The 13,166-nt window shown below is 63.3% G+C and carries 15 protein-coding genes; 2 read left to right on the forward strand and 13 right to left on the reverse strand.

From position 1 onward, the window contains the following. The coding region (locus tag B2V90_RS21090) for a hypothetical protein (RefSeq protein ID WP_293923035.1) at positions 1–359 on the reverse strand (359 nt) is incomplete at its 3' end. A gap of 247 nt (positions 360–606) precedes the next feature. Beyond that, complete coding sequence (locus B2V90_RS21095; protein WP_161731095.1) at positions 607–1,509, reverse strand: LysR family transcriptional regulator; 903 nt, start codon at positions 1,507–1,509, stop codon at positions 607–609. Positions 1,510–1,616: 107 nt separating this feature from the next. Here B2V90_RS21095 and B2V90_RS21100 point away from each other — a divergent pair, with 107 nt between their 5' ends. After that, on the forward strand, positions 1,617–2,816 hold the full coding sequence (locus B2V90_RS21100; RefSeq protein WP_161731096.1) for an MFS transporter: 1,200 nt from the start codon (positions 1,617–1,619) through the stop codon (positions 2,814–2,816). A 17-nt stretch (positions 2,817–2,833) separates the two neighbouring features. Continuing rightward, the gene (locus B2V90_RS21105; RefSeq protein ID WP_161731097.1) at positions 2,834–3,907 is read left to right on the forward strand and encodes an alpha/beta hydrolase; all 1,074 of its coding nucleotides are present in this window, start codon (positions 2,834–2,836) and stop codon (positions 3,905–3,907) included. Between the two features lie 145 nt (positions 3,908–4,052). Here the strand turns inward: B2V90_RS21105 and B2V90_RS21110 are convergent, their stop codons facing one another. From B2V90_RS21110 to B2V90_RS21160, 11 genes are read right to left on the reverse strand one after another with little or no spacing between them, the layout of a single operon-like run. Next, complete coding sequence (locus B2V90_RS21110; RefSeq protein ID WP_037506343.1) at positions 4,053–4,274, reverse strand: helix-turn-helix transcriptional regulator; 222 nt, start codon at positions 4,272–4,274, stop codon at positions 4,053–4,055. Then, positions 4,267–4,626 carry a DUF736 domain-containing protein gene (locus B2V90_RS21115; protein WP_080726924.1) on the reverse strand — a complete coding sequence of 120 codons (360 nt, stop codon included), beginning with the start codon at positions 4,624–4,626 and terminating at the stop codon, positions 4,267–4,269. The genes B2V90_RS21110 and B2V90_RS21115 overlap by 8 nt, the downstream gene beginning before the upstream one ends. Continuing rightward, complete coding sequence (locus tag B2V90_RS21120) at positions 4,623–4,844, reverse strand: DUF2274 domain-containing protein (RefSeq protein WP_150426914.1); 222 nt, start codon at positions 4,842–4,844, stop codon at positions 4,623–4,625. The genes B2V90_RS21115 and B2V90_RS21120 overlap by 4 nt, the downstream gene beginning before the upstream one ends. Positions 4,845–4,856: 12 nt before the next feature. After that, on the reverse strand, positions 4,857–6,158 hold the full coding sequence (locus tag B2V90_RS21125) for a TrbI/VirB10 family protein (RefSeq protein WP_323132794.1): 1,302 nt from the start codon (positions 6,156–6,158) through the stop codon (positions 4,857–4,859). After that, on the reverse strand, positions 6,155–7,132 hold the full coding sequence (trbG, locus tag B2V90_RS21130; protein ID WP_161731098.1) for a P-type conjugative transfer protein TrbG: 978 nt from the start codon (positions 7,130–7,132) through the stop codon (positions 6,155–6,157). The genes B2V90_RS21125 and trbG overlap by 4 nt, the downstream gene beginning before the upstream one ends. Next, on the reverse strand, positions 7,129–7,977 hold the full coding sequence (trbF, locus tag B2V90_RS21135; protein WP_161731099.1) for a conjugal transfer protein TrbF: 849 nt from the start codon (positions 7,975–7,977) through the stop codon (positions 7,129–7,131). The genes trbG and trbF overlap by 4 nt, the downstream gene beginning before the upstream one ends. A 6-nt stretch (positions 7,978–7,983) precedes the next feature. Further along, positions 7,984–9,318, reverse strand: a complete 1,335-nt coding sequence (trbL, locus tag B2V90_RS21140) for a P-type conjugative transfer protein TrbL (RefSeq protein WP_161731100.1) — start codon at positions 9,316–9,318, stop codon at positions 7,984–7,986. Between the two features lie 11 nt (positions 9,319–9,329). Then, entirely contained in the window at positions 9,330–10,052 is a 723-nt protein-coding gene (trbJ, locus tag B2V90_RS21145; protein ID WP_228221675.1) for a P-type conjugative transfer protein TrbJ, read from the reverse strand. Further along, entirely contained in the window at positions 10,049–12,541 is a 2,493-nt protein-coding gene (gene trbE, locus B2V90_RS21150) for a conjugal transfer protein TrbE (RefSeq protein WP_293923043.1), read from the reverse strand. The genes trbJ and trbE overlap by 4 nt, the downstream gene beginning before the upstream one ends. Further along, positions 12,535–12,837, reverse strand: coding sequence for a VirB3 family type IV secretion system protein (locus B2V90_RS21155; protein ID WP_161731103.1), 303 nt, complete (start codon positions 12,835–12,837; stop codon positions 12,535–12,537). Before B2V90_RS21155 ends, trbE begins: the two co-directional genes overlap by 7 nt. Beyond that, positions 12,837–13,166 (reverse strand): TrbC/VirB2 family protein, encoded by a 330-nt coding sequence (locus B2V90_RS21160; protein WP_161731104.1) that lies wholly within the window; start codon positions 13,164–13,166, stop codon positions 12,837–12,839. The genes B2V90_RS21155 and B2V90_RS21160 overlap by 1 nt, the downstream gene beginning before the upstream one ends.

A 13,166-nucleotide genomic window follows, 5' to 3' on the forward strand; every position in this document is an offset into this window, starting at 1 on the left:
GTGCCCGTTTTATGTGACGCCCCCTGGTAGTCCCCGTCCAAAAGCTGGGATATCGGTGCCTCCACCGTATCGCCCAGAAGACTGTTGCAGGTAACACAACAAGGGATTCGGTAGCCCCGGTAATGGCGACGTTCGCCACTGGGCAAGGTGATCTGCTTGTCGAACAGACCAAACCGTTTGAGGATCCATCGGGGGATGATATGCTCGTCGTTGAACATTTTGTCCCTCGGCGAGGCGCCACAAACGAAGCAAGCGTCGCCCATGACGATCTCATTGACGAATGTCTGACAGCTCATCAGCAGGAGGCGGCCGTCACGGCCAGCCAAAGTTACATCCCGCTGTTCAGTGGTGTCGTTCACGTTCGCTTTTCTCCAGCTCGCAATTTTGACTTAATCGAGGATCGTGGCGGCGAACATCGGATTTCCTTAGACAGTCGCCACCGAACCGGCGGGTGAAAAGAAACTTCCCTCGCCTTGGTTTAGATTAAGGATGGCCGTTAGCGAATGTCCATTTCCAGGCGCGGCGATTGAGCGGCTCACTGGCGGAAACGGGCGCGTTGCTTCCCCTGCTGACCTCGACAAATGCCAGTCATTCAGCTGTTCAAGGTCATCGTGCCTTGGGCTTTGATCGGAGTGCCTCAACCAGCAGCGAGAAGGCGGGCGATGGCTGGGTGACAGTCGGGTAGTAAAGGTAGAAGCCTGGGAACGGCAGGCTCCATTCGTCCAACACGATTTCGAGCCTTCCAGCCTGTAGATCCGCTTCGGCCAGATCCTGTGGGATGAAGGCGAGGCCAAGTCCCTCCACGGCTGCACTGAGGCAGGAATAGCTGTTGTTGAAGATCAACTGCCCGCTGACCTGCACCTTAATCTCCGCCTCGCCCTTCCGCTGCAATTCCCATGCGTAGAGGCGACCGGAGGATTGGCGCAATCCGATGCAATTGTGTGATTGCAGATCGGACGGGCTTTTGGGTCGACCATAGCGCTGGAAATAGGCCGGCGATCCGACCGCCACCATGCGTGCGTCCGGCCCGATGCGCACGGCGATCATGTCCTTGGCCAGAGTTTCACCGTAGCGCACACCGGCATCGTAGCGTTCGCTGATGATGTCGATCAGACCGTAATCGGTGATCATCTCGACCTTCACATCGGGATGGTCCCTCATGAAATCGGACAGCTTCGGCAGTAGAAGCTCGTTGATCGCGTGGTCCGATGCGCTGATACGGATCTTACCCGCGGGCCGGTCCCGCATTTCGTTGACGGCGGCCAGTTCCGCCTCGATCCCGTCCAGATAGGGGCTCACCTTCTGGAGCAGCCGCTCGCCGATCTCGGTCGGGGCCACGCTACGGGTCGTGCGAACCAGCAACTGAACGCCGAGTCGATCCTCCAGCTTCTTGACGATCTGGCTGATCGCGGACTGGGAAAGGCCGAGCTTACCGGCTGCCTTGGTGAAGCCGCGCTCGCGCGCCACTGCCACGAAGGCGGTGATGTCACTCAGCGTGTCCCGCGCCATTGATTACAATCCCTACTGATTATCAGAAGACTTATACCTCTAATAATGGATCGGCGCGCGAGCTAGATAGCGGAGAAGGAATTCATCAGAGAAGAATGAGGTAGTCCATGCCGGCATCCGGCAAAGCCACAACTGCGCCCGCCTGGGGAGCGGTGATCGCAATGGCGCTGTGCGCCACGATATTGATTGCATCGGAATTCATGCCGGTCAGCCTGTTGACCCCGATCGCGCGCGATCTCGCGATCACCGAGGGGCATGCCGGACAGTCGATCTCCATCTCCGGCTTCTTCGCGCTTGTCACCAGCCTGTTCATCTCGGCGATTATCGGCGTGTCGGACCGGCGCCGCGTCGTGCTATTCTTTACTGCGCTGATGGTCGTGTCGGGAATGATGGTCGCACTCGCGCCCAATGCCCCGTTACTAATGGCAGGACGCGCCCTGCTCGGCGTCGCGATTGGCGGCTTCTGGTCGATATCGGCGGCGATCGTCATGCGCCTTGTGCCCGAGGAGTCAGTCCCCAAGGCGCTGGCCCTGCTCAATGGCGGCAATGCGGTAGCGACCACATTGGGCGCGCCGATCGGCAGCCTGCTCGGCGGCCTGATCGGCTGGCGCGGCGCCTTCTTCTGCGTAGTGCCGCTCGCCGTCATCGCTTTGCTGTGGCAGTGGCGCAGCCTTCCCGCCTTGCCAACTGAAAAGGCGACAATCCGCGCGCGCGACGTATTCGCTCTGCTGAAGCATCGCAAGTTCGCCTTTGGCATGGTCGCGGTGTCGCTGTTCTTCTTCGGCCAGTTCACCCTATTCACCTATCTGCGCCCGTTCCTGGACCTGGTGACGGGTGACGACGCACCGCTGATCTCGGGCATGTTGCTGGCGCTCGGCGTTGCGGGCTTTGTCGGCACGATCGTGATCGGCTGGCTGCTCAAGTCGCAGCTCTACAGTCTGCTGATCACCATTCCCGCCATAATGGCAGTCATCGCCACAACGCTCGTCGAAATCGACGGCACCCCGCTGAACGTCGGTCTGCTGCTGACCCTCTGGGGCCTGCTGGCAACCGCCGCGCCGGTCGGATGGTGGACCTGGCTCAGCAAAACCATGCCGCACGAGGCGGAGGCCGGCGGCGGGCTGATGGTCGCGATCATCCAGCTTGCGGTCATGTTGGGCGCGATTGTCGGCGGCACGCTGTTCGACGCCTGGGGCTATCGTGGTCCATTCAGCCTCGCCGCCGGTCTCCTCGTGGTCGCCTCGCTGCTGGCAATCGTCACATCACGCATCGGCGTCACGCCGAGCTTCACCGAACAACCCGCCTGACCAGGGAGAGCCTCGCCATGACCGACCGATCCTTCTCATTCGAGCGCCGCGGTGTGCTGAATGCCGGCGCTGCCGGCCTTGTCACCCTCGGCACTTTTTCGATCCCGGACATTTCCTCAGCAAAGGCACCAAGTATGACACAGGATTGGGACAAGACGTTCCCACGCAGCAAAGCCGTCGATCACCAGAAGGTCTCGTTCAGGAACCGCTACGGTATCACTCTCGCCGCGGATCTGTACCTCCCCAGGGAGCGCGGGACGGGCAAGCTCGCGGCAATCGTGGTCAGCGGGCCTTTCGGTGCCGTGAAGGAGCAGTCCTCTGGTCTCTATGCCCAGACCATGGCTGCGCGCGGCTTCGCGACCCTGGCCTTCGACCCTTCCTACACCGGCGAGAGCGGCGGTGAACCGCGTAACGTCGCATCGCCTGACATCAACACGGAAGATTTCAGCGCGGCCGTCGATTTCATCGGGCTGCGACCGGAGATCGATCGCGAGCGGATCGGCGTCATCGGCATCTGCGGTTGGGGCGGCATGGCACTCAGCACCGCCGCAATTGATAAGCGGATCAAGGCCGTCGTCGCCAGCACGATGTACGACATGACCCGGGTCATGTCGAAGGGCTACAATGACAGTACGACCCCGCAACAGCGTACCGAGGCGCTGGAACAAATGAGCCGGCAGCGCTGGACCGACGCCGAGAAGGGCAGCCCTGCTTACGGCCCGGTCTCGCTGGAACTGAAGGGCGGCGAGCCGGAGTTCGTCGTGCAATATGCGGCCTACTACAAGACCAAGCGCGGCTTCCATCCGCGTGCGATCAACTCGAACGCCGCATGGTCGCTCACCACGCCGCTGTCGTTCATGAACCTGCCGATCCTCACTTACATCGCGGAAATATCGCCCCGGCCGGTCTTGCTCGTGCACGGCGAAAACGCCCATTCGCGCTACTTCAGCGAGACGGCCTATGCGGCGGCAGCAGAGCCCAAGGAATTGATGATCATTCCGGGCGCCACGCACACCGACCTTTACGACCAGGTGGACATCATTCCATTCGATAAACTGACCGCGTTCTTCAAACAGCACCTCGTGGCTTGATACGAGAAGGGTGGGCATGATGCCCACCCTTCATGCTGCCGAGGCATGCTAGAATGGCGGTTTTCGGGAAAGGCTCCCATTCAGATTAGCGACCGGAATGGGCGCTTTTCGGTCTTGAGCGAGGCAAGGCTCCGAACTAAAAATTTCAGATCGATCGCTTTTTGCCTTCAAACCCGTCTTTTACATCCGCGATCCAGCCGACTATCTCACGTTCGCTCCAGCGAGAGGCAAAGGGTGAGATTTTGTAGGGCGGAGGGAAGCGCCGTTCCGAGATCAGGCGATAAATCATCGACTTTCCTAAGCCGACGCGCCGCGTTACCTCATCCAGTCTCAGCAATCGCTCCGGAACTTGCTCAGCTTCAACCATCTAGATCCTCCCAGGTCGGATGGCTGGATGGCGCGTTCCTGCCACAATCCATGATCAGGCTTGCGCAGTCGGCTTCCGCATCTGGAAAGAGGAAGGCATCAAGCGGACAAAGCGGATCCTCGATTCGAAGGCGCAGATATGTTCGCAAGGGCTGCTTGCGGGTCTCGTTTTCCCATGCTTCCCCGATGTGCTGCCATCCCAGCATGATGCGGAAAACCGGCGCATTACAGCTTCCACGATCATCGTTCGGCACCAAACGGATCTGTCGCCGAATGGTAAGGGTGTTGATTTCGCCTTCCCAACCACCTTGGCGGCTATGCTTTAGCCGGCCGATCACGATGTATCGCCTCATGGCCCTCCCTCCCCGTCCTTGCGCGCCTTGGCGAACGCCCGGTCGCTGGCAAGAAATGCGTCCAGCATGGCCGGTAGGAGGTCCGCCATCTCGGCCTTGTCGCCATAGCTGCGATTATAGATGATGGTGTAATCGCCAAGCGCCCGCGCCAGGTCGGGGGTGACAGTCAGCGTGATCTTGATCGGAGTGCGATCGGGCAGTTTTGCCAGTTTGAGCATGGTTTCCTCCTTTCAGCGGGTGCCGGTCCATGGCCGTAGGGTGATGTCCTTGTGGACGACGATGCGCAGCGGCCAGCCGGGGCGGACCGTGATCGTGGGCTGGATGTTGAAGTTCTTTGAGACGATCTGCTGACCAGCCTGATTGGCCGATTGCTGTGTGGACTGGCGGAGCGCGCGGACGAGATCGCTTTCGTCACTGCCGAGCGAGAGCTGCGTGCCGACGCCCAATAGGGTCGATAGCGCCACTCCTTTCAGAAGTTGCCAGCTGTGCAAATCAACCTTGTCGGCAAGGCCCGCATAGCCGGCCGTATCGGTCGCGGGCAGATTGTCGATCTGGATCGAGCTGCCGTCGGGCAGGAGGATACGCTGCCATACGAGCAGCGCTCGTTTCTGACCAAACGCGACGACGCTGTCATAGCTGCCGATGAGGCGCGAGCCTTGCGGGATCAGCAAGGTTCTGCCCGTTACCGTGTCGAACACCGGCTCCGTCACCTGTGCGACCACCATGCCGGGCAGGTCCGAGTTCAGCCCGGTGACAAGACTGGCGGCAATGATGCTTCCCGCCATCAGCTGATAGGGCGATGCCGGGCTTTCGAGCCGGTACGTGCTGGCCGTTCCCCCGGTCGCCTGCTGCGCCATGAAGTCGATCTTGCGCTGCTGATTGTTCTGATCCTCCTCGGGGTCGAGAGCCAGACGCCCGGCCTCGCCGGTCGCCGCTGATTGCCCTGCAACGGCAGTTCCGCCAGCGTTCGCGCCGGAACTGGTTACGCCCCGCGCCGATGATTGCACCATCACGCCGGCCTCGCGGGCCTGATGCGCCTGCGATGCGATCCGCTGGCGTTCGACTTCGGCCGCCTGCTCGGCAGCAGTCGGCGCGATGTGCCCAGCGGCGGAACCATCGCCTTGCCTTTCGAGCCCACGCTGATGCTCAAGGATCGGGCGGCCGAGATCGCCCGGCAGGGGTGGCCCCAGCACCGGCGTATCAACTTTGACCTTGCTATAATCACCGGGCAGATCGGCAACGACGTCGGCCGGCGTGCCACGGTCGCTGACGGCCTTCTCGCTGCCCGCCTCGACGGTGTGCAGCGTCTTCGACCCGAGCGCCATCCAGGTCACACCGGCAATCGCCAGCGAACCGAACGCGGCGCCGCCGATGATGACGCCGCGCCGGAAACGGACGACGCGGCGGGGACTGGCACGCAGCACCAGCCCCTCTGGTGCGACCTTCTGCGGCGGCGCCGCCGTCTCCGGCCCCACGGCAACGACATCGTCCGCCTGTGCGCCGTTGGCGGGAGAGTTTTCGCCCGCGCTCACTTTCGCGTCCCCTCGACCCCAGCATCCGTCCGGCTGATGCGGACGACCTGCTGCGGCTTTTCGCCAAGGCGCAGTTCGGCAGCGCTGAAGAGACGATCGACGATATAGTGATTGCCGCTGACGCGATAATTGACAAGCTGGCTGCCGCCACGCGGACCAATAACGAACAACGGTGGGGCCTCACCCTGATCGAGCCGGGCCGGGAACTCGATATAGACCTTGCGACCGTCGTCCCACGCCCGGATCGGGCGCCACGGTGGATTGTCGCCCGTGATAGCGTAGGCAAAGCGCAGGTCGGCCAGCGCGATGTCGGAAGCGACCGGTTTGGCCTGCTCGGCAATCTGGTTCTGGCGCTGCAAGGCCAGGAGCCGATCCCGCGGATAGGTCCAGCTGATCGCTGCCATCGCGGTGCGGTCGGTGCTTTCCAGCGCCAGATGATAGGCGCGCCGGTCGGTGGCGATGACCATGTTGGTGACAAGCCCAGAGGCAAAGGGCTTCACCAAGACATGCACACGGGCATCGTCACCCGAGCCGCTGGTGGTGTCACCGATGACCCAGCGCACTGTATCGCCCGCCGAGACGGCCAGCAGCTTTTCGCCGGGCTGAAGCGCGACATCGCTGACCCGCTCCGGCGCGGCATAGAGACGATAGAGCGCGCCGTCCGTCCAGGGATAGACCTGCATCGCGTTGATATAGCCCGCGCTCGACGGCTCGCGCGTTGCCGCTCGGTTTGCGGCCTCCACCCGAGCGGTCGGCACGCCGGTCTCCTTCGTCGCGGACGGCGGGGGCAGCATCTGTCCCGGCAAGGGCAGCGGCTGCGGAACGGTGACAATCTCTACCGGCCTGGGCAATTCTGCTTCACGGGTGGCAGGCTGGAATCGTGCAGCATCGAGCGCGATGGCCGGAGGCGGCGTCGCACCGGCGCAAGCGCCAAGGGCCAGAAACGGAAGCGGCAGCAGGGACAAACGGATCATGGGCGACCTCCCTTCTCATCGGTGGTGGAGACTGGTGCCGGGGCGACTGTCGGCATAGGAATAGCCGTCGGCTCGGTTGGAAGTGTTGCATCGTCGGCGGTCGGCAGATTGTCCGTCGGCACCTGAGCGCGACCAGCCTGCCGCGCTTGATTGGATGGCTGGCCGTCCAGTTCGCGCGCCCAGTCGATGGCGTTGATGAACAGGCCGAGCGGGTTCTTGCGCAATGCGTCGGCGGTCTTGGGCGGCTGCATGATGATGGTCAGCATGGCCGTCCAGCGCTCGGTCTTGGAAAGGCTGCCGCGCTCGAAAATGCTCTCGGTCCATTTGACCTGGAAGCTGCTGTCCGATGCCCGGACCACGCTCGTCACCTGCACCGATACGCTGCGCTGGCCGATTCCGGCGAACGGGTCATTGGATCGCGCATAGTCATTGAGGAAGATCGCCGCCCGGTCGGTGGCGAAATCATAGGCATCGAGCCAATTGCGCTTCACTAGCACCGGATCGGTCGAGACCGAGCGGACGTTGGAAATGAATCGGCCCAGATGCCAAGCGATCTGGCCATCGGTCGGCCGGTAGTTCTGAATCGCCGGAGCAACGCTGCGGGCTTCGCCGAGCCGATCTACCTCCACGACATAGGGCGCGACCCGGCTCTGCATCGACTGCCAGACATTGGAGGCGATCAGGATGCCGGTGAGGCCCAGGCTGGAGAAGGCGACGAGCCGCCAGTTGCGCGCCTGCACGCGAGCGGAGCCGATGCGTTCATCCCATAGCTGTCCGGCGCGCTGCCACGGAGTTTCCGGCGCGGGCGTCTGCCCGTAGCGCTGGATGGATCGCTTGAAGATCATGGCATTTCACTCCTTTTCGCTGAGGTCGGGATTGGCGGAGCCGCCGGGACGATCGCCGTCCTTCACGGCTTGCATCGCCATGTGCCGGTGGTGCCGGGCGGTCTGCTGGGACCGGAGGCTCTGCGCCCAGGCCGGTGCCGGATCGGACGGTGCGGTGTTAGCGGAGGGCGCGGCAGGAACCGGCGATGTCCGTCCAGCATTCCACGCGGCCTGCTGCCCTGCGACGGCGCCGGCCTGCACGGGGGCGGCAATACGCGCGGCACCCACCTTTACCGCCTGCGATGCCGCACCGCCTGCTGCGGTCGCGATACCACCAAGGCCTGCGCCGATGCTTGTGCTGCCCGAGGTCTCCTGCCCCAGCTTGTAGGCGGTCGAGGCCGCCGAACCCATGGCCGTACCCGCGCGGATCGCGCCCATGCCGCCGCTTGCCGCCGCCATCGCGCCGCGTGCGCCGAGCAAGGCGGCACCGCCAGTCATGATCGCAGCGCCTGCTGCTGTACCTATGGCGGCACCCGCACCAAGTTGCGGCGCGCCGGATACGAGACCGGAGGCAATGCCGGGGCCGAAGATGCCAAGACCGAATAGCGTCAGCGCGCCCATCAGCAAGGTGAGCGCTTCGGCGATGCCGGGATCATCCCCGACAAGGTTCGTCATCTGGTCGAAATAATTGGTGCCGATGCCGATGATGACGGCGAGCACCATTACTTTGATGCCTGACGAGACGACATTGCCCAGCACCCGCTCGGCGAGGAAACTGGTCTTGTTCCAGAGTGCGAACGGCACGAGCACAAAGCCTGCAAGGGCCGTCAGCTTGAACTCGACGATGGTGACGAAGAGCTGGATGGCGAGGATGAAGAAGGCCAGCACCACCAGCAGCCAGCAGATCAGCAGCACCGCAATGGCGAGAAAATTGCCGAAGAATTCGGGAAAGCCCATCAGGTCGTTGACCTTGGCAATCAGTGGATAGGCAGCCGTAAACCCGGTGCCAGCGATCCTGCCGGGATGAAGGAGATCATCAGCGGAAAGGCCACCGCCGCCCGCCGTGATGCCCAGCCCCGAAAAACTGCGATAAACGATGTCGGCAAGCCGCGAGAAATTGCCGAGGATGTAAGCGAAGGCCCCGACATAGAGGACTTTCTTGACCAGTCGCCCGAGCACGTCCTGACCATTATCCATCGCCCACCACAGCGCAGCGAGCGTGACATCGATGCCGATCAGCACCGTGGTCAGGAAGGCGACGTCACCGGACAGCAAGCCAAAGCCGCTGTCGATATAGGTGAGGAAAGTGTCGAGAAAGGCGTCGACAATATTGAGGTCGAGCCCGCCGATGTCGGGGTCCATCGCCTGTGCTCCTAGCGGCGGGTGTAAAGGCTGGAGGTGCCGATGAAGCGGCGGCTCTGCTCGCGCGCAGCCTCCATCGCCTGCTGTTCGCGGGCACGCTCCAGTGCATCGGCGCGGTATTGCGCCGCCATCATCTGCTGGATCTGAAGCTGCTGTCGGGTGGAGAGCGCGATCAGCTGGTTGGTCGCCTGCCCGACCTGAAGGCTGCCAGTGGCCGACTGGCTCTGACTGACCAGTTCGGTCAGCAGCGTGGCGTCGGATTGGATATTCTCCACCACCTGCGACTGCACCCGCATGGTCTGGCGGTAGCCCTGCATCGATGCCTGATAGCGGGCACGCGCCTGCGCGATGATCTCGTTGGTCGAGAGCGCCGTGTCGAATGCAGCGGGGAATTGCTTGCGCAGCGCATCGTCGGTGGAGGCAAGGTCGAATGCGATGCCCTCGGCCTGATTCATCAGCGTGCCGATCCGCAGCATCGAGCGGCTGATCTCGCTCAGGGAAGAGAAGTCGAGCCGCTGGAGATGCTTGCCCATATTGGTCAGCATCGTCGCCTGATTCTGAAGCGCCTGAATCTGGTTATTGATCTGCTGAAGCGTGCGCGCGGCGGTCAGGACGTTCTGCGCGTAGTTGGAGGAATCGAACACCAGCAGCGCATGGGCCGGCGTAACAGGCACGATTGCGGCAGTCACCGTGGCGGTGGCGGCCATCAGGGCGGCGAGAAGACGCGATTTCATAGATCAAGCTCCGTTTGCTGGGGGTGAGAAGCGGTCGTGAGGGAGTTGGCATCGGCAGCAGGCACGGCATCGAAGCCGGCGAGCAAAGCGGCTGCCCAGTCGAGCCCACGGGCGCGCAGGAAGGCAGCGGTGAAACCATCGCGCCCATGCTCATCGAGCAGCCGGTCGATCAGGTTCTGGCTGTCGGGATCGGAGGCACCGCACAGCGCAAGGGCGATCGGCCCCAGCGCCAGTTCGAACAGGCGGTTCCCGGCGCGCGATTGCAGATAATAATGCCGCTTGGGTGTCGCGCGGGCGATCAGCTCGATCTGCCGCTCGTTGAGACCGAAACGCTCATAGGCGGCGCGGCTCTGCGGTTCGACGGCCCGATCGTTGGCGAGGAAGATGCGCTGGGGGCAGCTCTCGATGATGGCGGGCGCGATGCTGCTGTCGGCAATGTCGGCAAGGCTCTGGGTCGCGAAGATCACGCTGACATTGCGTTTGCGCAGAACCTTCAACCATTCGCGGATACGCGCCGCGAAAAGCGGATTGTCGAGGAAGACCCAAGCCTCGTCGAGCACAAGTAGGGTCGGCCGCCCGTCGAACCGCTCTTCCAGCCGGTGGAAAAGATAGGTCAGCACCGGAGCGACCGCACCCGCACTATGCATCAGCGCCTCAGTCTCGAAGCACTGCATATCACCCAGCGCCAGCCCATTCTCGGCCGCATCGAGCAGGCGACCGAACGGCCCTTCCAATGTGTAGGGCATGAGCGCCGCCTTCAGCGCATTGGACTGGAGAAGAAGGCTGAGGCCGGTCAGCGTGCGCTGTTCGGGCGGGGCGCCGGCGAGATTTGTAAGCGCCGACCAGAGCGCCTCCTTGATCTCGGGCGTCACTTCCAAGCGCTCGGTGGTGAGCAGCGCCGCGATCCATTTCGCCGCCCATGTGCGCTCGGCATCGTGGTCGATATTGCGCATGGGTTGGAATTCCAGCGCATCCCCCGTTTCGCCGCCGCTTCCTAAGGCATGATGCTCGCCGCCCATCGCCAGCACCACCGCGCGGGCGGACAGACCCTTGTCGAAGACATAGACTTGGGCACCGGGGTAACGGCGGAACTGGAGCGCGTGCAACGCCAGCAGCACCGACTTGCCCGCGCCGGTCGGGCCGACGATCAGCATATGACCGACATCGCCGACATGAGTGGACAGGCGGAACGGCGTCGAACCGCTGGTCTCGGCATAAAGCAGTGGCGGTCCGCCGAGGTGCCGGTTGCATGCCGGGCCAGCCCAGACCGACGACAGCGGCATCAGGTGCGCGAGGTTCAGCGTATGAACCAGCGGCTGCCGGACATTGGCATAGACATGGCCCGGCAGCGATCCGAGCCAGGCTTCGACCGCATTGACGCTCTCGAGGATGCAGGTGAAGCCCAGACCATTGACGATCCGCTCGACGATGCGGACTTTCTCCTCGGCCCGTGCCCGATCGGCATCGCTCACGGTGATAGTCGCCGTGTAATAGCCGAAAGCGACATGGTCGCCGCCAAGCGCCTGAAGCGCGAGATCGGCATCGACCACCTTGTTGTCCGCATCGCTGTCGGTGAGCGGCACCGGCTCGTTCATCATCACCTCGCGCATCAGCTGGGCGATGGACTTGCGCTTGTTGAACCACTGGCGGCGGATCTTCGTCAGCGCCTTGGTCGCTGCCGTCTTGTCGAGCGCAATGAACCGGGTCGCCCAGCGATAGGCAAAGTCCTGATGGTTGAGGGCGTCGAGAATGCCGGGCCGGGTCGCGTTGGGAAATCCCAGCACGGTGACAGTGCGCAGATGCCGGTCGCCCAGCATCGGTTCGATCCCGCCAGACAATGACGTATCGACCAGCAGGCCGTCCAGATACATCGGTGTATCGGGCACAGCGACTACATGGCGGCGGGGCGAGATGCAGCTGTGCAGGAAGGTCAGCGTCTCGCTATCGTCGAGCGCTCGAACCTCCGCCATGAAGCCGGAGAGCAGGTCCTGCACCCGGTTGGTTTCGGCGATGAAGGCTCGCAGTTCCGTGCGCCAGTCGCGGTCCTGCCGGGGCGCATCGCGTTCCAGCAACGCACGCTCGGCACGGCTGACCTGATCGGCGGGCGGCAGGTAGCAGAGCGTAAGATGGGTTCGGCTCTCGAAATGCTGCCCCTTGCGGCCGTCGAAATGGCCGCGCCGCTCCTCATCGATCAGCCATGAGGCGGCATCGGGAAACGGGCTGTCGGGATAATCCATGGCTTCGATCCGTTCGGCATCGAAGAAAAAGGCCCAGCCCGATCCGAGGCGCCGCAGCGCATTGTTCGCACGGGCGCAGACCGAGAGCAGTTCGGCCTCGGGCGCGCTTTCAAGATCAGGGCCACGAAAGCGCAGCGTGCGCTGAAAGCTTCCGTCCTTGTTGAGTACGACGCCCGGCGCCACCAGCGCTGCCCATGGCAGATGGTCGGCCAGCCGGTCGGCCGTGCCGCGATATTCCTTGAGGTTCAGCATGAGAGATAGGCCTTCTGCCGGAGATGGCGGGCGAGCACGGGCGCGAAATCGGGATCGCGCTTGGCTGCGAAGACGGCCAGGCTGTGCCCGGCGAGCCAGAGCAGCAGACCTGCGATCCACTGCTGGAGGCCCAGCCCCATCGCGGTGGCGAGCGTGCCGTTGAGGATCGCGATCCCGCGCGGCGCGCCGCCGAGCAGGATCGCCTCGGTCAGCGAGCGATGCAGCGGCACCTCGAAGCCCTCGATATGCCCGTTGCCGCTATGCCTGCCGCCGGCGATGGAACCAGGCCCCGCCATCAGACCAGCGCCCCGCCGCCGAAGCTGAAGAAGGAGAGGAAGAAGCTGGAGGCAGCAAAGGCGATCGAGAGCCCGAAGACGATCTGGATCAGCTTGCGGAAACCGCCGGAGGTCTCACCGAACGCCAGCGCCAGGCCGGTGGCGATGATGACGATCACCGCGACGATCTTGGCGACCGGCCCCTGGACCGACTCCAGAATCTGCTGAAGCGGTTCCTCCCACGGCATGCCCGAGCCGGATGCCATGGCAGTGACGGGCAGCAGCAGGGCTGCGGCGATGAGCGTGGCGCGCGACAGGCGCGCGGGGACGAACGGACGTGATGCGTACAT

Source organism: Sphingobium sp. UBA5915, assembly GCF_002431195.1.
Lineage (GTDB): Bacteria > Pseudomonadota > Alphaproteobacteria > Sphingomonadales > Sphingomonadaceae > Sphingobium > Sphingobium soli.